At 72.8% G+C, this 25,141-nt stretch carries 17 protein-coding genes; 6 read left to right on the top strand and 11 right to left on the bottom strand.

All coding sequences use genetic code 11. The annotated features are described in order from the left end of the window. Window positions 1–13: 13 nt before the first annotated feature. A complete protein-coding gene (locus ACTOWY_RS20825; RefSeq protein ID WP_441311318.1) occupies window positions 14–2,935 on the bottom strand; it encodes a CARDB domain-containing protein in 2,922 nt (973 codons plus the stop codon). Between the two features lie 280 nt (window positions 2,936–3,215). Beyond that, window positions 3,216–5,993, bottom strand: coding sequence for an ATP-binding protein (locus ACTOWY_RS20830; protein ID WP_441311319.1), 2,778 nt, complete (start codon window positions 5,991–5,993; stop codon window positions 3,216–3,218). A 103-nt stretch (window positions 5,994–6,096) separates the two neighbouring features. On the opposite strand from ACTOWY_RS20830, the gene ACTOWY_RS20835 reads away from it, so the two are divergent. The 4 genes from ACTOWY_RS20835 (at window position 6,097) to ACTOWY_RS20850 (ending at window position 8,941) form a co-directional block, all read left to right on the top strand. Beyond that, complete coding sequence (locus tag ACTOWY_RS20835) at window positions 6,097–6,750, top strand: hypothetical protein (protein ID WP_441311320.1); 654 nt, start codon at window positions 6,097–6,099, stop codon at window positions 6,748–6,750. Window positions 6,751–6,930: 180 nt separating this feature from the next. After that, on the top strand, window positions 6,931–7,893 hold the full coding sequence (locus ACTOWY_RS20840) for a helix-turn-helix domain-containing protein (RefSeq protein WP_441311321.1): 963 nt from the start codon (window positions 6,931–6,933) through the stop codon (window positions 7,891–7,893). A gap of 69 nt (window positions 7,894–7,962) precedes the next feature. Continuing rightward, window positions 7,963–8,352, top strand: a complete 390-nt coding sequence (locus ACTOWY_RS20845; RefSeq protein ID WP_441311322.1) for a VOC family protein — start codon at window positions 7,963–7,965, stop codon at window positions 8,350–8,352. Window positions 8,353–8,380: 28 nt separating this feature from the next. Continuing rightward, window positions 8,381–8,941 carry a PadR family transcriptional regulator gene (locus ACTOWY_RS20850; RefSeq protein WP_441311323.1) on the top strand — a complete coding sequence of 187 codons (561 nt, stop codon included), beginning with the start codon at window positions 8,381–8,383 and terminating at the stop codon, window positions 8,939–8,941. Between the two features lie 43 nt (window positions 8,942–8,984). On the opposite strand, the gene ACTOWY_RS20855 is transcribed toward ACTOWY_RS20850, so the two are convergent. The 3 genes from ACTOWY_RS20855 to ACTOWY_RS20865 are packed head-to-tail and all read right to left on the bottom strand — an operon-like array spanning window position 8,985 to window position 14,439. After that, entirely contained in the window at window positions 8,985–9,410 is a 426-nt protein-coding gene (locus tag ACTOWY_RS20855) for an SUKH-3 domain-containing protein (RefSeq protein ID WP_441311324.1), read from the bottom strand. After that, window positions 9,407–13,333: a hypothetical protein gene (locus ACTOWY_RS20860; RefSeq protein ID WP_441311325.1), complete on the bottom strand. Its 3,927-nt coding sequence runs from the start codon at window positions 13,331–13,333 to the stop codon at window positions 9,407–9,409. The genes ACTOWY_RS20855 and ACTOWY_RS20860 overlap by 4 nt, the downstream gene beginning before the upstream one ends. Further along, window positions 13,330–14,439: a hypothetical protein gene (locus tag ACTOWY_RS20865; protein ID WP_441311326.1), complete on the bottom strand. Its 1,110-nt coding sequence runs from the start codon at window positions 14,437–14,439 to the stop codon at window positions 13,330–13,332. Before ACTOWY_RS20865 ends, ACTOWY_RS20860 begins: the two co-directional genes overlap by 4 nt. 157 nt (window positions 14,440–14,596) lie before the next feature. On the opposite strand from ACTOWY_RS20865, the gene ACTOWY_RS20870 reads away from it, so the two are divergent. Continuing rightward, entirely contained in the window at window positions 14,597–16,678 is a 2,082-nt protein-coding gene (locus ACTOWY_RS20870) for a hypothetical protein (RefSeq protein WP_441311327.1), read from the top strand. Between the two features lie 47 nt (window positions 16,679–16,725). On the opposite strand, the gene ACTOWY_RS20875 is transcribed toward ACTOWY_RS20870, so the two are convergent. The 5 genes from ACTOWY_RS20875 to ACTOWY_RS20895 all read right to left on the bottom strand — a co-directional run bounded on the left by ACTOWY_RS20875 (window position 16,726) and on the right by ACTOWY_RS20895 (window position 21,095). Then, complete coding sequence (locus ACTOWY_RS20875) at window positions 16,726–17,637, bottom strand: hypothetical protein (RefSeq protein WP_441311328.1); 912 nt, start codon at window positions 17,635–17,637, stop codon at window positions 16,726–16,728. An 85-nt stretch (window positions 17,638–17,722) separates the two neighbouring features. Beyond that, complete coding sequence (locus ACTOWY_RS20880) at window positions 17,723–18,781, bottom strand: NAD(P)/FAD-dependent oxidoreductase (protein WP_441311329.1); 1,059 nt, start codon at window positions 18,779–18,781, stop codon at window positions 17,723–17,725. A 49-nt stretch (window positions 18,782–18,830) separates the two neighbouring features. Continuing rightward, complete coding sequence (gene sigJ, locus ACTOWY_RS20885; RefSeq protein WP_441311330.1) at window positions 18,831–19,700, bottom strand: RNA polymerase sigma factor SigJ; 870 nt, start codon at window positions 19,698–19,700, stop codon at window positions 18,831–18,833. Between the two features lie 63 nt (window positions 19,701–19,763). Then, window positions 19,764–19,988 carry a hypothetical protein gene (locus ACTOWY_RS20890; RefSeq protein ID WP_441311331.1) on the bottom strand — a complete coding sequence of 75 codons (225 nt, stop codon included), beginning with the start codon at window positions 19,986–19,988 and terminating at the stop codon, window positions 19,764–19,766. 234 nt (window positions 19,989–20,222) lie between these two features. Further along, the gene (locus tag ACTOWY_RS20895) at window positions 20,223–21,095 is read right to left on the bottom strand and encodes an alpha/beta fold hydrolase (protein ID WP_441311332.1); all 873 of its coding nucleotides are present in this window, start codon (window positions 21,093–21,095) and stop codon (window positions 20,223–20,225) included. A 61-nt stretch (window positions 21,096–21,156) separates the two neighbouring features. On the opposite strand from ACTOWY_RS20895, the gene ACTOWY_RS20900 reads away from it, so the two are divergent. Further along, the gene (locus ACTOWY_RS20900; protein ID WP_441311524.1) at window positions 21,157–24,282 is read left to right on the top strand and encodes a BTAD domain-containing putative transcriptional regulator; all 3,126 of its coding nucleotides are present in this window, start codon (window positions 21,157–21,159) and stop codon (window positions 24,280–24,282) included. On the opposite strand, the gene ACTOWY_RS20905 is transcribed toward ACTOWY_RS20900, so the two are convergent. Beyond that, the gene (locus ACTOWY_RS20905; protein WP_441311333.1) at window positions 24,279–25,112 is read right to left on the bottom strand and encodes an MmyB family transcriptional regulator; all 834 of its coding nucleotides are present in this window, start codon (window positions 25,110–25,112) and stop codon (window positions 24,279–24,281) included. The genes ACTOWY_RS20900 and ACTOWY_RS20905 overlap by 4 nt on opposite strands. Between the last annotated feature and the right edge of the window lie 29 nt (window positions 25,113–25,141).

A 25,141-nucleotide genomic window follows, 5' to 3' on the forward strand; every position in this document is an offset into this window, starting at 1 on the left:
GGGGAACTCAGGGTCAGCCGCCGTTGATCACGAAGGAGGATCCAGGTTCGCGGACGATGTTGCCCTTGGCCGAGTTGGTGATGGTGACGCCGGTCAGCGTCGCGCTGCCCCGCGCCCCGCCCATGGCCAGGATCCCGGCCCCGTTGTTGCTCTTGTCGATGCGCACGTTGGTGATGGCCACGTTCGGCATCTCCCCGCCGCCGGTCTTGAACTGGATGCCGTCGTAGGTGGAGTCCAGCACCTCGGTGTCCCGGATGACCACGCCAGGGATGGGCAGGTTCTGCGGGAACAGCGTGATCGCGCCGAATTCCTGCGCCTCGCCCCAGAACACCCCGCCGCAGCGGTGCAGCGCGTTGTTGGCGATCAGGGTCTGGCCGGAGAAGGGCAGTGGGTCGTGGTCGGTGGCCAGCATGATCCCTGGATAGTTCATGGTGTCGTAGACCAGGTTGTTCTCGATGCGGTTGCCGTAGCCGCCGTAGACGGCGATCCCGTTGGCGCGCCAGGGCAACTGGATGGTGTTGTTGAGGAACTTGTTGTCGTGCGCGATGTCCACCGCCTGGTTCTTCACGTACTTGTTGGCCCACACGGCGAGGGCGTCGTCCCCGGTGGTGCGGAAGGAGGAGTTGAACACGGTGGAGTTGCGGGTGCCGTTGGTGAAGTTGATCCCGTCGGCGTAGGTGTTGCGGATCCGCATGCCGCTGAACTCCAGCCCGTCACCGGGCCCCCACAGTTCGGGGATGTTGTCGAAGTCGCGGCCGACCCAGACGCCCACGTTGGCGTGCTCGATCCAGACGTTGCTGATCTTGGTGCCGGTGCCGAAGCGGCCGTTGAGGCCCACCCCGCCCTCGGCGTTGCCGTCGCCGCCGCGGATCCGGCCGGAGCCGAAGATGGCGATGTCGGAGATCTGCGTGTTCTTGTCGATGTCGAAGCCGAAGTTGCCCTCGTGCGGGTGGTTGAGCCCGCCGGTGGCCAGGTGTGGCTGGGTCAGCGTGTACAGCTGGGAGTGCCACATGCCCGCGCCGCGGATGGTCACGTTGCTGATCCCGACCTGGTTGTACTGCCCGCGGTTGTGCGGGTCGTCGGTGAGGATCTTCTTCTCCTGCCGCCACTGCCCGGCCGGGATCCACACGCAGCCGATCACGCCGTTCTGGTCGTCGGTGACCGCGCGCTGGATGGCGTCGGTGTCGTCGTTCCCGTCGTTGGGGACCGCGCCGTAGTTGGTGATCGAGGTGCACCCGGCTGGCTGGCTCGCCGCCGGCGCGACCTGTTCCAGGTCGATCAGGTCGATGATGTAGAACTGCGCCGAGTCACCGGCGTCGCGCTGCAACTTGAACCTGGTGCCGGGCGGGTAGGAGTTGGCCAGCAGCGCGTGCGATTCGTCGAACAGGCGGCGGGCGTCGGCCTGCGGGTTGTTGGTCAGTGATTCGGGTCCGTCGCTGTTGCCGTAGAGCCAGCTGTGCCGCGAGGACAGGGTGAGCTTGCGGACGAAGGAATCGTTGACGTACAGGCTGATCGTGGCCTCGATGCCGCCACCGCCGGGCGCGTCCGGGATCGAGTTGCGCACCACGATGGAGTTGGCCGCCTTGGCCGAGGTGAACTCGACGAACTGCCCGGTGCTGTTGAGCCGCACCGACTGGCGGCCGGAGGATTCGGTGGCGAAGTTGGTGTGCCCGAAGGTGCGCAGCGGATCGGCGGTCAGCAGCTGACCCTGGTAGCGGGCGGCCTCGGCCTCGTACTCGACGTAGGGCACCGCCGCGCCGCGGCCGACCACGATCGCGCGGGCCAGGGAGTTGTTGTTCTCATTGGTTTCGGTGAGCACGCCGGTGGCATCGGCGGTGGCGGTGATGGTGGCCCCGCCGCTGCTGGCGGTCCAGGTGCCGCTGACCGCCACGGTGGCTTCCGCGCCCGCGGCGATCGGGCCGGTGGGGGTGTTCAGCGTGGTCCCGCCGACCGCGAGCCGGGTGACGGTGTTCCCGGCCGCGCTGGTGCCGCGGTTGCGCAGCTGCACCGCGAAGCTGACCTGCGCGCCGACCGCCGGACTGGTCGGGTTCGAGGTGACGCCGAGGACCTCCAGGTCCGGGCCGGGCGCCTGGCCGACGGCGAGCTGGTTCGGCGCGGTGAGGCCGTTGTTGGCGTCGTTCTGCTCGACGATCGTGTTGGCCGGGTCGACCAGCGCGGACACCTGGTAGCTGCCCACCGCCCTGGTCCCGGCATTGACCGAGACGCTGGCAGTGCCACCGGCGGCCAGCGCGCCCACCGGGGCACTGCCGACCACCGCGCCGCCCAGGCTGAAGTTGACCGTGGTCGCCCCGGCCGGGGCCGAGCCGATGTTGCGGACCTGCGCGGTCAGCGTGATCGGGTCGGTCTCGCTGGGACTGGCCGGACTCCAGGACACCGTGGACACGGTCAGGTCCGGGTTGGGCACCGGGGTGCCGATGACCTGGATCTCGCCCACCTGGCCGCCGGGCGCGCCGGTATTGCCGAAGAACTGGAGTCGCAGGTCAGCGGCCCGCCCGGTAACCGGGATGGTGATCGAGTTCTGGTTGCCCGCCGGACTGAACTGGTAGTCGGCGCGCTCGCGTAACGAGCTGAACCCGCCCGCGGCCTGCTCGCGGCCGAGCACCTGGATGCTCTGCGTGCGCGGGCCCCAGATCGGATCCGGGTTGAGCTTGACGACCACCGACTCCAGGTCGGCGTTGGACCCGAGCTTGACGGTCAAGGTGGCGGGGTAACCGGCGGATTCCCAGTAGCTGCCGATGTTGCCGTCATTGGCGTTGGCCGCCACGTAGTTCTGGGTGACCGAGGACGCCTCGATCGCCTTGCCCCGGGCCAGATCGACCGGCGCGGCCAGTGCGGTGGCGGGGGTGAGACCGGCGCTGATCAGGCCGATCGCCAGCAGGGCGGTGCTGAGCCGTCTGAGCTGCTTCCAGTGCATGGGGACCTCTGTTCGGTTTTCCGCGCAGGGCGGGACGCCGCGGGGCCAGGGCGAAGGGCGGCGACCGCGGGCGTGACAGGGCGTATGCGATGAAGTTGCAGATGATCGCTGATGATTTGAGCGATCACAGTCGACTTTTTGCGGACAGGGGAGTCAAAGGTTGCAGACAGATGACGGTGACGTCAACGGTCCGCAGGCGTCGAGTTGGCCAAAATGGGACGCCCGGTTGGGCCAACCCGGTGTACGAGTTGGCCCAACTCGCCAGGACAGGGCTCGGTGGCTACGCGCCCAGCGCGGTCGGGAGCTGGTCCCTGGACTGGATGCCGAGCTTGCGGTAGGCGCTGGTGAGGTGGACCTCGATGGTGCGGCGGCTGACGAACAGGGTTTGCGCGATGGCGCGGTTGGTCTCGCCGCCGGCGGCCAGCCGGGCCACCCGCAGTTCGCTGGCGGTGAGGGCGTCGACGCCGGTGAGCAGGGTCCGCCGGGGCCGGGCGCCGGTGGCGACCAGCTCCTGTTTCGCTTGGGCGGCAAGGGGATGGGCGTGTCGGCGGCTGGCCAGGTCCAGGCCCTCGCGGAGGTGGCGCTGGGCGTCGGTGCGGTGGCCTGCCCGGCGCAGTGCGCTGCCGTACTCGATCAGCGAGTGCGCGAGTTCGAGCACGCCGGTGGAGCGGCGCAGCACGTCCACGGACTCGGCGAGGCGGTCCAGCCGGGTGCCGCCGCCCTCGATCAGGCCGAGGGTGCGCAGCGCGATGCCGTGCGCTCTGGGCGCGCCGAAGCCTTGGGCCAGTGCGAGTTCCTCCTCGGCGAGGTCCCTGGCCGCGGTGGGTTCGCCGAGGGCGAGCTGGGCCAGCGCGGCGTCGGCCCGCCAGTGCGCGAAGCCCGGGTTGACCACGCCGGCGCCGGTCAGTCCGGCCCCGCAGGCGAGCAGGTCGGCCAGGGCGGCGCGGGGGCGTTGCTGGCGGAGCCGGAGGCGGCCGCGGGCCAGGTGCACGAAGTGGCCGATGAGCATCCGGACTTCTTCCTCGGAGTCCAGTTCGTGTTCGGTGAGCACGGCCTGGGCCTCATCGAGGTGGCCCTGTTCGGCGAGTGCGTCGACCAGCACGGCCGCGGCCAGGGGGAGTTCGCGGTCGCCGTCGACCTCGTGCAGGGCCAGTGCGGCGCGGCCGTCGGCCTCGGCTTCCTGGAGGTGTCCGGCGGTGAGCGCGGTGCGGGAGCGCAGCACGGCCAGGTAGCGGAATTCGGCCAGATTGCCGCGGCTGCGGGCGTGTTCGACGCCGCGGTCGAGCACGTCCAGGGCCTCGGGCAGCCGGTCGGCCATGACCAGGGCGGTGCTGGCGAAGTTGGCCAGGATCCACTGGTCCCGGGACGGCAGCGAACCGGCCACGGCGCGGGCGGCCAGTTCGCCGACCACCCGGGCCGGGCGGTCGGCGGTGGCGCAGGCGCCGAAAGCCAGGCAGGCCAGCACCATCCGGCCCGCCTCGGTCGCCGCGGACACGGTGTCCGCGAGCTGGTCCAGGCGGGCGATCCAGGAGGTGGGCGGGCGCATGCTGACGAAGCTGGCCATGGAGAAGGCGACGGTGAGCTGCAACGGCAACTCGCCTTCGTCCAGGGCCAGGGCCGCGCGGGCCAGTTCGAAGGTCTCCATGGCCGCGTCCGGGCGGCCGGTCTGCACCATCACCGCACCCAGGTCCAGGGCCAGTTCGCCGCGGGTGACCGGGTCGGTGCTCAGGTCGAAGGCGGTGCGCAACGCCGGGGCGGCCTCGGCCGGGCGATTGGCCATGCCCAGTGCCCGGCCCAGTTCGGCGTGCAGCCGAGGCAGGTCTTCGGCGGCCGGGGGTTCGGCCAGGGCCCGGCGCAGGCAGCTCGCGGCGGCCTCGGGCGCACCCCGGCCGAGCGCGGTGGCCGCGGCCGCGACCAGGGCGGTGACCACCGCGGGGTCGGCGCTGGGCGCGGCGGCCAGCAGGTGCGGCACGAGGTGTTCGGCGGGGGCCGCTTCGGCGGTGAGGATCTGCACCGCGCGGCGGTGGTCGGCGGCGCGGCGGATGTCGGTGCCGTCGGCGTAGACCGCGGTGCGCACCAGCGGATGCGCGAAATCGAGGGGATAGCCGCCGGTGAGGATGGACTCGCGGGCGAGCAGGTCGGCGAGTTCGGTGGCGGTGTCCAGGGACAGGTCGGCCAGCCGGGCCGGGCGGCGCAGATCCGCGGCGGGACCGAGTACCGCGAGGGCCCTGGCCAGCCGGACCGCCTCGGGGCCGAGGCGGCTGAGCCGGGTCAGCACGGTGCGCGCGATCGGCGCGGCCCGCAACCCGGGCACCCGGCCCGCCTGCGCGGCCACCGGCGGCACCCGGTCGGCGCGCAACGCGGTGATCGCCTCGGTGAGCAGGAACGGGTTGCCGCCGGTGGCCTGCGCGCAGGCGCGGCAGAACTCGGCGTCGGCGGCGGGGGAGAGGCGGTCCCGGACGAACCGGCCGACCGCCTGCTCGGACAGCGGAGCCAGGGTCAGCCGCACCGGGTCCACCCCGCCCAGGGCCAGGGTGAGCGCCGCGTCCGGGGCGACCGGGCGGCTGCCGAGCAGGAGCAGCACCGGCAGGTCGGCCATCCGCCGGGCCAGGTGCGAGACGAACCGCAGCGAAGCCTCATCCACCCAGTGCGCGTCGTCCACCGCGAGCAGCAGCGGCGCGGGCTCGGCCAGGTTGGAGCACAGCCAGTACAGCCCGTGCACCACGCTGCCCACCGCGGCCTCGCGCCCGTCGGCGGCGAAGACCGGCGCGGCCAGTGCCGCGGCCCCGGCCCGGACCTCGGGATCGGCGGTGCGCAACGCGGGCTCGAACAGTTGACGGATCAGCGCGAACGGCAGATCCTGCTCCAGTTCGCCGCCGGTCGCGGTGAGCACCCGGAAGCCGCGTCCGGTCGCCAGTTCGCCCGCGGCGGCAAGCAACGCGGTCTTGCCAATCCCGGGTACCCCCTCGACCAGCGCTGACGTGCCCCGCCCCGCCGCGGCCGCCTGCAGCAGCGCACCGATCCGCCCCAGTTCGGCGTCCCGCTCGAACAACCCCACCCGCACCCCTGCCCGGCAAAAGACTTCGGTGCCGACCACAATGCCGAGACGGTCGCGGAAAGTCATCGTGGTGTCTCAGGTTGTTACCTGCCTGGGAGGGGCCATGCGCAGAACCGTGATCGCGGGACTCGCGATCGCACTCGTCGCGCTGCTCAGCGGCTGCGACGACCTGGGGGATCAAGCACTACCCGTGTCGGCGACCAAACCGCAGGTCATCGCACAGACCACAGTCAGTCCGGCCACCGCGGGGGACTGCAACCGCACCGGGCCGAAGATCCGCTCCGTGCTGCCGACGCTGACCAGCAAGTTCCACATCGCCAAGGCCAACCCGTGCGTGCCGCTGATCGGCCTGGTGGAGGAGGTGCTCGGGGTGGTGCCGCGGTCGGAGCGGGCCGCGCTGGCCGCCTTCCAGGACCGGCTCGGCAGGCTGGTGGGCGCGGCGAGCCACGTCAACACCGTGCTGACCTGCGCCTACCAGACCGACCGGGTGGGCATCGTGCTCTACCAGGAGAAGGCCGCGGCGCTCTCGCTCGGCCTGGTGGTGGCCATCCGCGGCAAACTGGACGCCGCCGCCGAGGTCGCGGCCTGCTACCTCAAGGTCACCCTGACCGGTTTCCTGGCCGACCCGCCACCCGGCAAACCGAAGGCGCCGTGCTTCCACCGCGGCTCCCGCAAACAGGGCGGCGAGGACTACTCGCTGTTCTGGGTCGGCTCCAGTGAGGCCATGTGCGGCGCGCTGGCCAAGCTCGCCGGCTAACGGCGCTTCCTGCGGGGTGCGGGCAGGCCGTGCCGGATGGCATGGCCCGCGTGCACCCCGTAGGCCAGGTCAGCGGCCAGATTCCGCAACTCCCGCAACAACTTTCGCATGGGGTCAGCCTCGCCGGGCAGGCCGCGCCGAACCAGTGGCGGTAACGACAACCTTCGCTAAGATCCCGCCATGGCCAAGACCGTGGCGGTACTCGCCTACGACGGCATGACCTCCTTCGAGACCGCGATCGTCACCGAGGTCTTCGCCCTGCGCTGGCCCGAGCTGGACCTCGGCGAGGACTGGTACGAGGTACGGATCTGTGCCGAGCGCCCAGGCCCGGTGCCGGTGCTCGGCGGTGCGGAACTACTGGTCCGGCACGGCCTGGACGTGCTGGCCGAAGCGCGGACCGTGGTGATCCCCAGCGTGGCCGACGTGCACGCCGAACCCGCGCCCGCGGTGATCGCCGCGCTGCGGCTGGCCAGCAGCCGGGGCGCGCGGATCGTGTCCATCTGCTCCGGGGTCTTCGTGCTGGCCGCCGCCGGACTCCTGGACGGCCTGCGCGCGACCACGCACTGGCGCTACACGGATCTGTTGCAGCGCAGGCATCCGGCCATCCAGGTCGACCCGCGCCCGCTCTACATCGACAACGACCGGATCCTCACCAGCGCGGGCTGCGCGGCCGGCCTCGACCTGTGTATCCACCTGCTGCGCAAGGACTTCGGCGCCGAACTGGCCAACGCGGTGGCCCGGCGGCTGGTCATCCCGCCGCACCGGGACGGCGGCCAGGCGCAGTACATCGAGAGCCCGGTGGCCGCCCAGCCCGGCGACGACCGGATCGGCGAGAGCATCGCCTGGGCCCTGTCCCACCTGACCGAGCCGATCTCGGTGCGCGTCTTGGCCGAGCGGGCCCGGATGTCCGAACGCAGCTACCTGCGGCACTTCGCCAGGACCGTCGGCGCGAGCCCGATCACCTGGCTGATCGCCCGGCGGGTGCAGGCCAGCCTGCCGCTGCTGGAGAGCACGGACACCCCGATCGAGCAGGTGGCCGCCGCGGTCGGCTTCGCCACCGCGGTCACCTTCCGGCACCACTTCACCGCGGCCCTGCGCACCAGCCCCTCGGCCTATCGCCGGACCTTCCGCGCCACCGACTAGCCAAATTTGGCTAGCGGGTGCTAGGCTCCGTTCCGGCAGGTAGCCAAATTTGGTTAGTGGGGAGATTAGATGGCCGGCTTGACCCCGTACGTGATGGTGCGCAGCGCCAAGGAGTTCGTCCAGTTCATCACCGACACCTTCGACGCCGAGGTGTCCAACGTGATCCCGCTGCAGCAGGACCCGGAGCGGGTGGTGCACGCACAGGCCCGGATCGGCGAGGGCGTGCTGTTCTTCGGCGACGCGGGCATGGACGGCCGCCAGTGCCTGCCCACGCCGGAGGAGTCGGCGCACGTCCAGCTGTGGACCGTGGTGCCGGACCCGGAAACCACGCACGCCAAGGCCCTGGCCGCCGGCGCGAGGGAGGCGCTGCCGGTGACCAAGGAGGAGGACGGCACCCTGATGAGTGGCTTCATCGACCCGTTCGGCACCCTGTGGTGGTTGAGCGCGACCGGGCTCTGAGCGCGGGCTAGGGAAAAGGGGTTAGTCCATGTCGGCGGTTCGGTTGCTGGTGCTCGGCGCGGTGCGGCGACACGGGCGCGCCCACGGCTACCAGGTTCGCGCGGACCTGGAGAGCTGGGGCGCGCACGAGTGGTCCAACGCCACCTCCGGCTCGGTCTATCACGCGCTCAAGGCGATGACCGGGCAGGGATTGCTGGTGCTGCACGAGACCAAACCGAGCGAGGCGGGCGGACCGCCGCGGATGGAGTACGAACTCACCGAGCAGGGCGAGCAGACCTACTTCTCGTTGCTGCGCAAGGCCCTCAGCAGTCACGACCCCGGTCTGGACCAACTCGCCGCCGCGGTCGGCCTGATCGAGGACCTGCCTCGTGCGGAGGCGATCGAGCTGCTGGGCAAGCGAGCCGCGGCGACGGCGCAGTGGCGCGCCAGCGTCATGGGGGGACTGCCGCCGGAGACGGATCTGGACGGCTGGGGGCCGGTGGGTGAGGTGTTGCGGTTGTGGCTGCACACCGCGGACAGCCGGGCGGAATGGACCGCCCGGCTGCTCCGGCGGCTGACGGAGGGCGCCTACCGGATGGCAGGCGAGTAGGTGATCCCGGCCCACCCGCGTGCTGCGGGTGGGCCGGGATTCCTCAGTACCGGCGGGTGAACGGGCTGCGGTTGATCAGGCTGTCCAGTGCCGCCAGGGTGTTGGCGCCGATCTCGCCGAACTCGTCGTCGAAGCCACCGAACCAGCGGCCGTCCTCGGCGAGCAGCAGGGCGAGGTGCCCGGTCTCGGCCACGCCGATCGGGATGAGCGGCACGCCGACCCTGGTGGAGTATTCGCTGGTCCACTCCGGGAAGAGCTGCTCGCAGACCCGGGCGGCGGACAGGTGTACCTCGTCGTTCGGGCGGATCGGCAGGCACAGACCGGAGTACTCGCGCAGGAACTCCGCCGCCCACGGCGGCACCTGGTACCCGTCAGCTTCGAGCGCGCTCAGCTCCGCGCCGACGTCGACGGACCGTCCGGCCGTCCACCCGGCTTCGCGCAGCGCCACCAGTGCGGGGTGCTCGGTCATTTCGGCTTCTTCGGCAGCCATACCGCGCAATTGTCGCAGGGGATCCACACCTTCCCGTTCTTGACGCCGACGGTGACCACTTCCAGGTTGTCCAGGTGGGCGCCGTTGGACAGGGCCTGCGCGCAGGCCGCGACCTCGGCGCAGTTCTCCACCGCTCGTTTCGGGTAGAACGAGTGCGGTGGCAGGACCTCCCGCAGCGCCGGTGGGATGTAGATCTTGGGATTGCCGTTGACGCCGACGTAATACCGTCCGGTGACCCGGTCCAGGGCGACGGTGACCACGGCGGGGCGGGTGCTGCCGGTGGTGATCGAGCGCAGCAGCGCCGCTTCCTCCCTGGCGCGTTGCAGCACCTGATGGGAGAAGCTGACCTTGACCTGGCGGGGGCCCTGCTGGCCGAACAGCTCCAGCAGCAGCACGCCAGCCCCGGCGACGGTGGCCTGCCGTTCGCAGGCCTCCATGTTCTCCAGGCAGTAGTTGGCGGCGATCCGCTTGGCGCCCGCGACGTCGCTGGGGTTGCGGAACAGGTGGTTGTACGCCTGCTCGCAGGCCAGCCGGCCGAAGCACAGGTGCACCCAGTTCCCGTTGGGGTCCTTGGTCTGCTTCGGCTGCCACCAGTCATCGCCGGTGTTGACCAGCGCTGACCACAGGTCGGCCCGCAGTTCGGTGGGATCGTTGGTGAGTGGGGAGTAGCGGCCGATCCAGGAGTCCTCGGCGGCCTTGATCTCCTGTTCGATCTCGGCCTGGAGCCGCTCCTCCTCTTCCTTGCGGGCCTGATCCCCTGCCCTGGCGAGCTTTTCCTGGATCTCCCTGGCCAGCCTGTCCGCGTTGCGCGCGGCTTCCGCGGCCCCCTTGGCATGGTTCTCCGCGTTGGTGGCCGCCTCATCGGCCTGGGCGGCGTAGGTGGCCGCGCGCCCGGCTGCCGCCTGGGCGGCTTGGGCGTCGCGCTGGGCCTGGGCTGCCGCCGCGGTGGCCGCTTGCGCTGCGGCGGCGGCGATTTCGGCGGCTGCTCTGGCCGCGGCGGCGGCTCGGGTGGCGGTGTCGGCGGCGGCTCGGGCGGCCTTGGCGTCGGCGCTGGCCTGGTCGGCGGACCGGCCCGCCAGTGCCGCGTCGGAGGCGGCCTGGTTGGCGGCTGCTCTGGCTGTCTTGGCGTCTGCCTGGGCCTGGTTGTCCACCTCGGTGGCGCGGGCCCCGGCCGCTCTGGCCGCCGCACCGTCGGCAGCGGCGTCCGCGGCGGAGCGGGCGGCTTCGGCCGCGGACTGGGCGGCGGCGGAGGCCGCGCGGGCGGCATCGGCGGCGGCCCGGAACGCCGCGGCCACGTCGGCCGCGGCCCTGGCTGCGGCGTCGGCGGCGCGCTGGGCCTGGACACCGGCGTGGTCTGCGGCCTGACGTGCCGCCTTGACCTGGGCGTCGCCGATCTCCTTGGCGCGCTTGGCCACCAGCACCGCGAAATCGGCGTCCAGGTCGGTGGCGGCGAACGGGCCCGCCTTGCCGATCGCCTCATCCGCCGGGGCCGCGATGCCCGAGGCCGACTGGGTGGCCGCGCCTGCCGAGCGCACCGCGATCCCGGCCTGGGTGGCGGCGGTGGCGGCCTCGACGGCACTGGCATCGGCCTCGGCCTTGGTGTGCTGCGCGGCCCGCAGCGAACCGCCCGCTTCGATCAGCGACTGCTGGGCGAGGACGGCGGCACTGCCTGCGTGTTCGGCCGCCTTGGCCTCCAGGGCGGTGGCTTCTTCGGCGGCGGCGTTGGCCTGCTGGGCCGCGGCGTGGGTTGCGGCGGCTTCGGATTCGGCGCTGTCGGCGGCCTGGCCGGCGCGGGTGGCGGCGGCGTGTGCCTCGTCGGCGGCTGCCCTGGATCGTTCGGCGGCGGCCTCGGCCTCGCCTGCTGCGGCGCGGGCCGCGGCCGCGGCGGCGGTGGCCCGGTCGGCGGCGGCCTTGGCACCGGCGGCCGCGCCCTGGGCCTCGATGGCGGACTTGCGGGATCGGCCCGCGGCGGCGCTGGCCTCGTTCGCGGCGGTGCGGGACCGGCCCGCGCCGGCATCGGCCTGGTTGGCCAGGTCGCGGCCTTCCAGGGCGTTGATCCTGGCTCGTTCCTTGGCCTCGGCGGACAGCTCGCTTGATGCCTGAGCCTTGGCGTTGATCACTTCCAGGGCCTCGGCCCTGGCCACCGCGTTCTGCCGGGTGTTGTCGTTGGCCGCGGCCTGGTCACTGGCCGAGCGGGCGTTGCCCTCGTGCTCGATGGCGGCCCGTTCGGCCTCGGCGGCCAGGCGTTCGTGCACCCGGGCCTGGTCCCTGGCGCCGAGGGTGTCGCGTTCGGCGGCCTGGGCCGCGGCCCGCTTGTTCGCGGCGATCTGGGCCTGCTGCCGGGCCTTGTCGCGGGCGGCGACCGCCTTGCCCGCCTCGGTCTTGGCCACATCGCGGTTGCGGACCGCGATCTGCTTCTGCTGCTCGGCGATCCCGCGCTGCCGGGCGGCCTCGGCGCGTTCGCGTTCGGCGACCTGGCGTTTGGCCGCGGCGACGTCGCGCTGCGCTTCGGCGGTGGCGCGGTGCTGGGTGACCTTGTCGGCGTGGGTGAGGGCCTGCGCCAGTGCCTGTTCGGCCCGGACCCTGGCGTCCTTGGTGCGCGCGGCCGCGTCGGCGGCGGCGACGGCCTGTTCCCGCGCGGCCTCGGCGAGCGTGGCGGCGGCCTTGGCGTGCTCCTCGGCGTTGCGCCGCCAGCGGGCCGCGTTCTCCGCGCGGGCCGCGGCCTTGGCCGCCGCGTCGGTGGCGGCGTCGTCGGCGACGATCGCGTCCACCGCGTGCCGGGCGGTCTCGGCGGCCTTGGCGGCGGCGGTGGCCGCGGCGCCCATGCCCTCGACGACCTTGACCCACTGGGTGCCGTGCGGCAGACCGGTGTCGACCAGGATGCCGGCCTGGGTGATCGCCTTGGCGGTGGCCCGCTGAGCCTGCTCGGCGGCGGCGCCCGCGTAACCGGACTGCCGTCCGGCCTCGCGCACGGTGTCCTCGAACCCGCCGTGCCGCCCGGCCGCGGTATTGGCCGCGAGCAGCTGTGCGGCGTCGCGGGAGGCGTTGGCGGTGGAGGTCATCGCGTTGGCGGCGAGCTGAAGTGCCCGCACGCCTTCGCCGTGCGCGGTGACCAGCTGGGTGCGGGCCTCGGCCGCGCGGCGGGCGCGCCGGGCCAGTTCGGTGAGTTCCTCGGCCGCCTTGCGCTGTTCCTCCTGCGCGCGCAGCTGGGCTTCCCGCGCCTGTGCGTCCCGGTCGGCCGCGGCCAGGTAGCCGGTGGCGAGGAACTCCGCGATGGCGGCGTCACCCGCGTCCAGGGCCGCGCGGGCCGCCTTGGCCACCTCCGGCCCGGCCTGTCCGGCCAGGGTCTGCACCCTGGCGCGCAACAGTTTCCGGTGTTCCTGCTCGGCCACCCCGGACTGGCGGTCCCGGTCGGCGGCGATGTCCCGGCCGAAGGCGAGGAAGTTGGCCCGGTCGAACGGGCCCGCCGCCAGCACCCGGTCGGCCTCGGCGTTGAAGATCGGCCCGCCGGTGCCGGCCAGGGCCTGGATGGTCTCCCGATTGCGCTGGTCGGTCTGCTTCCGGCGTTCCTCGGCCTGGGTCTGCGCGGCCCGCTGCCCGGCGTCCAGGAAGTCCAGGATCGGCTGGTGACCGCCCGCCGCGAGTGCGGCTCTGGCCGCGGCCCGGACCTCCTCGTCCTCGGCCAGCCCGGCGACGTTGCCGACCAGGTCGCGTTCGCGTTGCTGTTGCAGCAGATCCCACGGATCCGGCTCCGCCGCTTCCGCCTTGGCCACCGGGGCGGGGGCCGACCACGCCGGTGGTGGTGGGCCGGCCATGGTGGACACCAGCGCGGTGATCACCAGGATCGTGACCACCCGCCACAGCCACGCCAGGCCGGTCAGCCGATGGGTTTGTCCGCTCATGACCCTGACCCCTTCGCGTTCTCCTTGGCCTTGGCCTCATCGGCGGTGGCCCGCCAGAACCGGGCCTGCTCCTCGGCCCAGCCCTGCTCCGCCAGCCAGGCGGCGTGGTTGCGCTCCGCCTGGTCGCCGAGGGCGGCCCAGGACGGGCGGTTCAGCAGGCCCGCGGCGTGTGCGGCCACGGCCTGCCAGTTCCGGGCCTGGTCGGCGGCCCGCTGGTGCTCGGTCAGCCAGTTCGACCCGGCGGTGTTCGCGTGCTCGCCGGTGCTGCGCCAGGCCCGTCTGGTGGCCGCCTTCGCCTGTTCCAGCAGCGCGCCGGAGAGGCCAAGCTCGGCCTGTTCGGCGGCCTGGGCCTCCAGCAGCAACTGGTTGAGCGTGCGTCGCCAGGCCGCGTCCCGGTCGTTGACCGTGCCGCGGTGGGTGGCCTGGTCCAGGGCGGCGGCCGCGGCCCAGTCGTAGCCGAGGAACTCGGTGAGATCGGCGTCGGTGGACCCCTCCCGCACCGCGTACGCCGCCGCGGCCCGCACCTGCGGACCCGGATCCCGTTGTGCCAGCAGGCGGACGAAGTCCCGGTCGGCCGCGGTGATCCGGTCCGGCGGGCCCTGTTGCTCGCGGGCCCGCTGGTCCCTTGCCCTGGCCTCGGCGAAACCGGTGCGGACGAACCAGGCCCGTTCCGCCGCGGAGTTGTTGTCCAACGCGGATTTCGCCGCGGCGTGCAGTTCCGGGAAGTGCGCGGCCGGATAGGTCTCCAGCGCCCGGTTGATGAAGTCCAGGTGCCGTTGCCCGTCCTGGCCCGCCCGTTCGATCGCCCAGTCCAGGCCGCCCAGGTAGAGGAACTCCACGATCGCGGCGTCGCCGTCATCGCTGATCCAGGCCGCCCACGCGGCCACCCGCACCGCGGTCCGGGCATCGCCTCTGGCGAAGCGCTGCACCGCGTTCCGGTCCGCCGCCACTCGCTGCGGCGTCCGGGGCGGCACCGAGGCGCTGCTCGGCGCGGACCGGCCTGGTGGCGCGGGTGCGCTGTGCGCGAGCACCGGCAGCGCGGCGAAACCGACCCCGGTCACCACCAGCACCGCACAGGCCCGGCGTAGTTGGAAATTTCCGCCCATTCGACTTCCCCCTTGCTGTCACTGCGCATTCGCGGACGGCACTGCAACACGGCAAAGGCAAGGGGGACAACGGGATGGTTGCCCGGTTGCACACCGCGTTGACCGGCAACCGGGTCCGGTGACAGGTTCACCGCCGACCAAGGGGGTGTCTCGCTGTATGCGAAGAATCCAGAACGCAAAGCCGGTGACCCGGAGTGTGCTCGCGGCGGTGGCCGTGCTCGCGCTGGTGACCGGTCAGGCCGGTCCGGCAGCCGCGGCGCCCGGACCCGCCGTCGCCGCGGCCACGGCCGACCAGGGCACGCCGTCAGCCTCCCCGCAGGCCAAGGCCAAGGCGGCCGCCGCGGTGGGCTACACCGCCGACGAACTCGACCCGTTGCTGCTGCTGGGTGACCGGGACCTGGTGTTCAGGCTGTGGCAGAAGCTGCACGCCGACCCGAACCGGGAGGAGGCCACCGCCTCGGCCGAACTCGCGCTCAACGCGGCCACCAGCACCGCCTTCGCGGCCTGCACGCACTTCATCACCACCGGCCTGCACGAGGCGATCGGCCGGGACATCGCCAAGGAGGTGCAGAACGCGCAGGCGGCCCGGATCCTGCGGGAGGCCAAGCGCCGGGCCGCCGCGGTGCTGGGCATCGTGGCCTCGCCGGAACTGCTGGTGCTGAGCAACCGCGACTTCATCTACGAGATCGTCAAGCGGGCCACCGGACCCGAGGTGAAGGACGCCGCGCTGGCGGCCTTCGGCGGCACCGCGGCGCAGCAGCAGGCCTTCATCGACAACGGGCTGCGCGAGGCCTACGAACAGCAGCGGCGGCGGGAGATCGAGGAGGACCACCAGCAGACCGAGGCGGAGAAACAGCGACTGCGCGAGCGGGATGCCAAGGCCCGCGCGGCCTCGGTGCTGGGCATCGTGGCCGGGGAGGACGTGCTGGTCCTGACCGATGACAACTTCGTCCGGCTGATCTGGAAGCGGGCCGCCCCCAGCACCGAGGTGGCAGGTGCGGCCTACCTGGCCCTGCTCAGCCCGGCCCCCGCCGACTGGCGGACCTTCATCCACACCGGCGTGCACGAGGCCAGCAAACGAGATCTGGCCAAGGAACTGGCGGCCAAGGAGAAAGCCGACCGGGACCGGGTGCAGGAGATCCTGGTCAAGGCCGAACGGCACGGTGGCAGGCCGAAACTGGTCGCCGCCGCCCGCGCGGCCCTGGCCGGCACCGCGGCCCAGGTGGAGGACTTCCTGCGGGTGGGCCAGTACGAGGTGGTCGAGGACGAGCCCGAACCCGGCCCGGCGCCCTCGGCCCAGGTGTTCAACGACCGGCTGACCTTCTACGGCCGCGGCGCGGACAACACGTTGCAGCGCTGGGCGATCAGCGCTGGCCAGTCGCACCGGCAGGACACCGTGGGCACCGGCGTCGGCGGCAAGCCCGCGGTGGTGGCCTTCCACAACGGCTCGCATACCGAGCAGGTGATCTTCGCCCGCGGCCTGGACGGTTCGTTGCAGCACTGGTGGACCAGGGCCGACGGCAGCGTCGCCGGTCAGGACAGCTGGGGCGCCGGGCTGGCCGGCGATCCGATCGCGGTGGTCCACCAGGGCGTGCTGACCGTGTTCGCCAGGGGAGTGGACGGGAAGCTGCTGCACTGGTGGTGGTCCCCGGCCGAAGGCGTGGTGCGGCACGACAACTGGGGCGACGGACTGGGCGGCGAGCCCACGGTGGTCAGCAATCGCGAGGAGCTGACCGTGTTCGCCCGCGGTGCGGACGGCTCGCTGCAGCACTGGTGGTGGACCGCCGGGACCGGGTTGCGCCGGGACACCTGGGGCGGCGGCATCGCGGGCAACCCCACGGCCCTGGTGTACCGGGACTCCCTGACCGTGTTCGCCAGGGGAACCGATGGTTCGCTGCGGCACTGGTGGCTGAACCCGGCGGACGGGATCGCCCGGCAGGACAGCTGGGGTGGCGCGTTGGCCGGTAGTCCGGTGGCGTTGCTGCACCGGGATGAGCTGACCGTGTTCGCCCGCGGCGCGGACGGCTCGCTGCGGCACTGGTGGCTGAGCCCGGCGGACGGGATCGCCCGGCAGGACAGCTGGGGTGACGGCGTGGCGGGCAACCCGGCCGCGTTGTCCGACCGGGACCAGCTGACGGTGTTCGCCCGGGGCACCGAAGGGTTGTTGCAGCACTGGTGGTTGAGTCCGGTGGACCACGTGCTGCGCCGGGACAACTGGGGCCCGGCCCCGCTCCAGTGACCCGGAGCGAGGTCCGGTGGCCGATCAGGGTCACCGGGCCTCGCGGGTCAGTGCTCCGCGGCCAGCCGGTCCAGGTCCTCGGCCAGCCGCCGCCAGTGCTGCGCGCAGTCCCTGGCCAGACCGGCGACCAGGCGCGCCGAATGCGGGGGTAACGCCGTGAGCAGGCCGGTCTGGTCGCCGGGTCCGAGCACGCGTGCCTCCAGCCAGCGCAGCGCGGCCCGCCCGTGTTCGGTGAACCGCACGGCCGGGTCCAGCCGCAACCGCGCCAGCACTTCCTCGGCCCGCACCGGGTTCGCGCCGCTGCTCCGCCTGGGCAGCACCGGATCCTCGCCCCGCTGGAGCCGGTCCCGGACATCCCGGGCGGTGGCCGGGGAGATCCCGGCCGCCCTGGCGATCTCCCGCAGCGAGGCATCCGGCCGGGCCAGCACGAACTCCCTTGCCCGCCGCCGCCCCTCGGCCCCGTCGACGGGCCGGGCCCGCCCGTCCCGGCCGATCCTGGTGGCCAACTGTCCGAGATCGACGGTTGCCCGCCGCCGCAGCGCGCCCACGGTGTCCGCGGACAACCCGACGCTGGCCGCGATGGCCCGGTCCGACCACCGCGGCTCGGCCCGGATCACCCTGATCGCGGCGGCCTCCCGGTCGGCCCTGGTCAGTGGCAGGCCGTGGGCGATGTTGGCCGAGACCGCCAGCACGAACGCCGCGCTCTCCGGCCCGTCGAAGAACCGGGCCTCGATCTGCTCCCGGCCGGCCAGCAGCGCCGCGTTCACCCGGTGCATCCCGTCGATCACCCGCATGGTGGGCCGGTGCACCAGGATCGGCGGCAGGTCGGCCGCGGCTTCGGCGAGCAGCCGGACGTGCTGTGCGTCCACCCCGGCCGCCCGCAACGCCATGGCGGGACGCAACGAGCTGATCGGCACGATCGCGAGGCCGGCGGTCGCCGACCCGGGCGCGAGCTTCATGGAACCCCCCAGTAGGTCTGCGGGGACGGTAGGCGGGTGATCTAGGACGTTTCTTGAATGAATCTTGGTTTTCCCGGCCGCAGGCTCAGCGCCGGGTGGTCCAGGCCGCGCCGCGGGTGATGAACTCCTTGAACAGCGCGGAGATCCGGCCGGTCAGCACCGCGTTGACCGGGGTGTCGTCGGGGCGGGTGAACTGGGTGATCCCGTCCCGGCGGCCCAGGCTGATGTTCTGCCACACGTAGCGGATCCGGATCGGCCGGGTCCGGCGGCCGAGCCTGCCGCGCGCGATATCCGTTGCCGCGTAACGGCCCATGGGCAGCCCGGTCTGGCAGGACATCCGCGCGCCCGCCGCCGCGTCGCCAATGCCGTAGACCTCCGGATGCGAGATCGAACGCAGATGGTCGTCGACGAGCAGGCGGCCATGGGCGTCCACGGCCAGACCCGCCTCGGCGGCCAGGGCGGGCACCCGGAAACCGGCCGCCCAGACCGTGAGGTCGGTGCGCAGGCCGGTGCCGTCGGCCAGGTGCACGGTGTCCGGGCCGAGCTTGCTGACCTGGCTGCCGTGGTGGGTGGTGATGCCCAGGCGGGTGAGGGCACGGTCCAGGTGGCGGCGGGCGGCGGGGGAGAGCCAGGCGCCGGGCTGGGTGCGGCTGAGCAGGCTGACGTGCAGGTCCGGGCGGGCTTCGGCGAGTTCGGTGGCGGCCTCGATGCCGGTGAGGCCACCGCCGACCACGGTCAGCCGCGCGCCGTCAGGAAGCGTGGGCAGGTGGGCGCGGAGGCGGTGGGCCGCTTCCTGATCGGCCAGCGCGAAGGCGTGTTCGCGGACGCCGGGCACCGTGTCCAGGTCGGCCGAGCTGCCCAGGGCGTACACCAGGGTGTCGTAGCGGAGTTGGTTGCCCGTATCCAGGTGCACCGTGCGCGCGGCGAGGTCGATGCCGGTCACCGTGCCGGTGCTGGCGTAGCCGGGAAGTGGGTGCCTGCGCAGGGATTGGCCGGCGGCGAGCTGGTGCAGACGGACCCGTTCGACGAAGTGCGGGGCGCGGTTGACCAGGGTCAGGTGCGCGGCAGGCAGCAGGCGGGACAGCCGGTTGGCCGCGGCCAGGCCCGCGTACCCGGCCCCCAGGATCACGATGCGGTGGGTCATGGCGGATTGACCGGACAGCCGCCGGAATCGTGACGGGGTGTGGGCGCGATCACCTGAGCTGACTGGCGGCGAAGGTGAGTTTGGCCGAGTTGACGATCAGATGCAGCCCGGTGATCCGGTCGTTGTCCAGGTCGGGGGCCAGGATCGCGGTCAGGGTGTCGCCGACCCGGAGCAGCGCGGCCGGGTGGCCGTTGACCTCGGCGACGCTGGCACTGACCAGGGCGGACCGCGGGTGCCGGGACAGGCCGAGCAGGTAGCGCAGGACCTTGGGTTTGCCGGTGATGGCGCGCCGGGCCGCGGTGGTGGTGCCACCGCCGTCAGCCCAGGAGACCACGTCCTCGGCGAGCAGCTGCTCCAGCCCGGCCAGGTCGCCGGTGAGGGTGGCGGCCAGGAACCGGCTCACGATGCGGTGCTGGGCGGAGCGGTCCGGGGTGAACCGCCGCCGTTGGGCGGCCACGTGCTCGCGGGCCCGGTGCAGGAGTTGCCGGGAATGCGACTCCTCGATGTCGAGGATCTCGGCGATCTCCCGGTGCGGGTAGTCGAAGGCCTCGGCCAGCACGAACACCGCGCGCTGCACCGGGGTGAGCCGTTCCATCAGCACCAGCATCCCCAGGGACACCAGGTCCCGCTGTGCCGCGGTTTCCAGGGGACCGAGCGCGCCGTCCGCGGTGAGCACCGGTTCCGGCAACCAGCTGCCGACGTAGTGTTCGCGGCGGGCGCGGGCGGCGGTCAGCCGGGTCAGGCACAGGTTGGTGATCACTGTGGTGAGCCAGGCGGCGGGCACGCTGATGGCCGCCCGATCCGCCAGGTGCCAGCGGACCGCGGCGTCCTGGACCGCGTCCTCGGCCTCCGCGGCCGAACCGAGCAACCGGTAGGCCAGGCCGAACAGGCGGGACCGATGTTCCTCGAAGACCCGCACGGGCCGGAGGTTACCCGCAGTGCGGCGGCCGGGAGTGCGCCCGCACCCCCGGCCGCGCTGGAATCACTTGCCGTTGTCGCCGATCGTGGCCAGCGCGGCGGCCAGCTTGAAGTACTTGTTGGTGCCCAGGTCGCGGACCGTCTTGATGCCGAAGGCGGCGGACAGCTTCTCCGCGTCGCCCTCGCTGACGCCGGCCAGCGCGGCGACCGGCGCGTCCAGAACCTCGGCCACGGTCAGGTTCTCGTACGCCTTGTCCAGCTGCTTGGCCAGGTCCACGGATACAGCCACAGGTGGTTCCCCTTCAACGAGATGCGGTAGATGCCGCGGGCCAGGCTAGCGACGGCGCCCGGCGCGGAAGAGCCTCTGCGGGACCAATTCCGGCTCAGCACTGCGGATGAACGCGCGGCCACAACCGGGCCGGGCGGCCCGGAGCCAGAAGCTCCGAACCGCCGGTATCACCGGGTCGGCTGATTGAGATCAGCGCGATCAACGGGGTGCGGCGCCACTGCTCCAGACACGTGATCAGCCAGTCCGCCGCAGCAGCTCCCGCACCGCGCCGACCACCACCGCGGGCGCCTCCTCGGCCATGAAGTGCCCGCAGGACACCGTCTGGTGCTCGACCTCCGGCGCCCAGGCCCGCCACAACGCGGCCGCGTCGAATCCCAGTGCCGAGCCCCAGTCCTGCTGCAACACCGTCACCGGCATCCGCAACCGGTTCCCGGCCGCCCGGTCGGCCTGATCATGCTCGACGTCCACCCCGGCGCTGGCCCGGTAGTCCGCGACGATCGAGGGCACCGCGGTGCGGCAGGCATCCAGGTAGGCCGTGCGGATCGGGGCCGGGATCGCGGCCGGATCCTTGGTCCAGAGATCCAGGAAGTAGCCGAAGAACTCATCCGCGCTCGCGCTGATCATCGCCTCCGGCAGCCCCGGCGGCTGGGCCATCAGGTAGAGGTGGAAGCCGATGGCCGCCGACCGCCCGCACAGGACCGCCCACATGTCCGTGGTCGGCAGCACATCCAGCGAGGCCAGGTGGGTGACCACGTCCGGGTGGTCCAGGCCCGCCCGGATGGCCACCAGCGCGCCCCGGTCGTGCCCGGCCAGCGCGAACCGCTCGTGCCCCAGCGCGCCGGCCAGTTCGACGATGTCCGCGGCCATGGTGCGCTTGGCGTAGCCGTCGGCCGGTTTGTCGCTGTCCCCGTAGCCACGCAGGTCAGGCGCGATGACGGTGTGATCGGCGGCCAGGTCGGCGGCCACGTGCCGCCACATCAGGTGCGTTTGCGGGAAGCCGTGCAGCAGCACGATCGGGCGGCCGGTCCCGCCCACCGCCACGTTCAGTGCCACCTCCGGGGCGACGGTGACCCGGTGGTAGTCGAATCCGGTGATCCTGGGTGTCATGAGCGCAGCGTGCCCGCGCCCGATCAGCAACCGATCAGCAAACGCTTAGGCTCGGCACGTGATGACCTTCGGCGTGCTCGGCCCACTGGTGGCCGCGGACGAGCACGGCCCGGTCACCCTCAAAGGCCCCCGCCAGCGCGCGATCCTGGCCCGGCTGCTGATCGCCCGCCGCCGGGTGGTCTCGGTCCGCACCCTCATCAACGACCTGTGGGCAGACCCGCCCGGCGGCGCCCTTGGCGCGATCCAGACCTCCATCAACACCCTCCGCCAGTCCCTGGAACCCGGCCGTGCCCCCAGAACCCCCGCCACCCTGCTGGTGACCGAGGCCCCCGGCTACGCCTTGCGCACCACCCCGGACGCGGTCGACGCCGACCGGTTCGAGGCCGCGCTCGCCACCCCTGATCTGTCCACATTGGACACAGCGCTCGCCCTGTGGCGCGGCGCCGCCTACGCCGAGTTCGCCGAGGAACACTGGGCCCGCCCGGAAATCGCCCGCCTGGACGAACTCCGCCTGCTGGCCGTGGAACGCCGGGCCGAAGCCGCCCTGGCCCAGGGCCAGGGCGCCGCGGTCGCCGCCGACCTGCGCGCCCACATCACCACCCACCCCTGGCGCGAACACGCCTGGCACCTGCTCGCCCTGGCCCTCTACCGCACCGGCCGCCAGCACGACGCCCTGGACGCCCTGCGCACCGCGAGAAACGCCCTGGTCACCGAGTTGGGCGTGGACCCGGGCCCCGCCCTCCGCCAGCTGGAAGCAGACATCCTCACCCAGGCCCCACACCTGGACGCCCCAACCGCACCCCCGCACCCCCGCGACCCGGGCCAACCTTCCCCACCCTCGAACCCCCGCCACGAACCCCGGAACCCCAGCCGCACCACCGCACCGCCCCCACCAACCCCCCGCCCCGAACCCCTGCTCCTCGGCCGCACCACCGAACTCGCCCAGCTGACCCCCACTCCACCCCGCCTCCACCTGGCCCTCATCTCCGGCGAACCCGGCTCCGGCAAAACCGCCCTCGCCGAAACCCTCACCAGCACCCTCGCCGCCCAGGGCTGGATCACCGCCTGGGGCCGCAATCCCGAACACCCCGACACCCCCGCCACCTGGCCCTGGACCCAGATCCTGCGCACCCTCGCCACCCACCACCCCTTCCCCGCCGAACCCCCCGAGGACCGCTTCCACTTCCACCGCACCGTACTGTCCTATGTGGACACGCTCGCCCGGCGATCCCCGCTCCTGCTCGTCCTCGACGACCTGCACCGCGCCACCGAGGAAACCCTCGCCCTGCTCGCCACCCTGGTCACCGAACCTCCGCCCCGCCCGATCCGCATCCTCGCCACCCACCGCTCCACCCAGATCACCCCCGGCCTGGCCGAGCTGCTCGCCCGCATCGCCCCCGCCGAACCCACCCGCGTCTACCTCACCGGCCTGCCCGAGTCCGCCACCGCCGAACTCGTCCGCGCCACCACCCAGCGCGTGCTCCCGGCCCGCGTGCTGCACGCCATCCACGAACGCAGTGGCGGCAACCCGTTCTTCGCCCGCGAACTCGCCCGCCACTACGAGTCCGAGGGCGACCTCGCCGTGCCCGCCGGGGTCCGCGAGGTGATCCGCCACCGCCTCACCGCCCTGCCCGAACAGGCCCGCACGGCCCTCCGCCAGGCCGCCGTGATCGGCCGGGACCCCGATCTCGACCTGCTGATCACCCTGTCCGGCAACGAGAACCTGGTCCTGGACACCCTGGATACCGCCCTGCTGCTGGGTTTCCTCACCGAGTCAGGCCCCGACCGCCTCCGGTTCGCGCACGCCCTGGTCCGCGACACCCTCTACGACGAGGTCTCCGAATCCCGCCGCGCCCGCTGGCACGCCACCCTCGCGCACACCCTGGAACGCCTGCGTCCCAACGACATCGACGCCCTGGCCCACCACCACCTACTGGCCGGTTCCCGCGCCCCCGCCGACCGCCGCGCGCATTACGCCGGCGCCGCGGCCCGCCTGGCCGAATCCCGGTTCGCCCCACACGAAGCCGCCCGCCACTACCGGCACGCCCTCGACGCTCAAGACGGCGACCCGCGCACCCGCCTCGAACTCCGGATGGGCCTGATCCGCAACCAGGCCGTCACCGGCCACCTGCACACCGCCCGCGACCAGCGCGCCACCACCCTCGCCGACGCCGAAGCCCTCGGCGACCCGGAACTCACCGCCAGGGTCATCGCCGCCTTCGACGTGCCCGGCAGCTGGACCACCCACGACGACCCGGCGATCGCCGCCCAGGTGGTCGCGGTCACCGAACGCACCCTCGCCGCGCTGCCGCCGCACCGGATCGCCGACCGGGCCCGCCTGCTGACCACCCTCGCCATGGAACTGCGCGGCACCCGCTCCACTCGCGCCCGCGCGGCCGCCGCCGAAGCCGAATCCCTGGCCAGGGAACTGGCCGATCCGGCCCTGCTCGCCTTCGCCCTCAACGGCCGCTTCCTGCACACCTTCGACCGCGCGGGCCTCTCCCCGGAACGCGCCGCGCTGGGCCGCGAACTCCTCGCCCTGGCCACCGAGCACGGCCTGGTCACCTTCGAGGTCCTCGCCCACCTCATCCTGATCCAGGCCAACTCCGCCCAGGCCGACTTCGTCACCGCCGACCGGCACGCCACCGCCGTCGACCAGCTCGCCGAGGGCCACCAGCTACCACTGGTCGCCGTCTTCACCGAGTTCTACGCAGCCCTGCGCCACTCCGCCGCTGCCCGGTTCACCGAAGCCGAAGCCGCCTACCGCACTGCCGCCGTCCGCCTCGCCACCGCGGGCATGCCCGGCCTGTCCCACGGCCTGCTGCCCCTCGCCCTGTTGTCCCTGGACCTCCAGCGCGACCCACTGTCCATAGTGGACATAAATGCGGACTGGGGCCCGTACCGGGACTGGGTCCGCCCACTCGCCCTGCTCGCCGCGGGCGACCGCCCCGCCGCCCTGGCCGCGGTTCGCGCCCTCCCGGACACCCCCGCCGACCTGCTCACCGAGGCCCGCCTCGCCCTGCTCGCCCGCACCGCACTGGCCCTGGGTGACCGCGACACCCTCGAACGCGCGCACACCGAACTGCTGCCCGCCGCCGCCGAACTCGCCGGCGCGGGCAGCGGCCTGCTCACCTTCGGCCCGGTGGCCGGATATCTCACCGAACTGGCCACCGCACTCGGCCGCTAGGACACCAGCGAGTCCAGCAACCGCAACCGTTCGGCCGACGGCGTGCCAGGTGCAGCGCCCAGGAAGATCAGCCGCTGACTCGAATCGTCCGGCAGTCGCAGGATCTCCTCCTGCAACACCAGCTCGCCGACCAGCGGATGCCGGAACTGCTGCACCTTGGGCAGGCATTCGGCCACCGGGTGCTCGGCCCAGATCCGGGCGAAATCCGTGCTCTTGATGCTCAGCTCGCCGATCAGCGCGGCCAGCATCGCATCATCCGGGTGATCGCTGGTGGCCGCGCGCAGGTAGGAGGCGGCGTTGCGGGCCTGCGCAGGCCAGTCCGGCAGCAGATCACGCCACTCGGGGGAGAGGAACATCAGCTTGGTCAGGTTCGGCCGCTGGTCCGGGCGCAGGCCGTAGAGGGCGAAGCCCAGGCGGTTGGCGGCCAGCAGAGTGGTGCTGCGGCCGACCAGTACCGCGGCCTGTTCGGTGTTGCTCTCCAGCAACGTCAGCATCGAGGCCCGGACCGATTCCGGACCGGCGCCGCGGCGCACCGTCCGCGCGGGCCGGGCCAGCCTGAGCAGATGCGCGTGCTCGTCCACGTTGAGCTGCAGGGCGGCGGCCAGCGCGGACAGCACCGAATCCGACAGCTGATGGCTTTCGCCCTGCTCAAGCCGGGTGTAGTAGTTCACGCTGATCCCGGCCAGCTGAGCCACCTCGTCCCGGCGCAGGCCAGGCACCCGGCGCGGCTGGCCGTAGGTGGGCACCCCGACGGTCTCCGGCGTGAGCGCGGCCCGCCGGGCCCGCAGGAAGTCGGCCAGCTCGTCAGCCGTGCTCCGGTTCTCACCCATGCCCCCATGATCGCCCCGTTCCGGCCGGG

Source organism: Crossiella sp. CA198 (assembly GCF_052078295.1).
GTDB lineage: Bacteria > Actinomycetota > Actinomycetes > Mycobacteriales > Pseudonocardiaceae > Crossiella.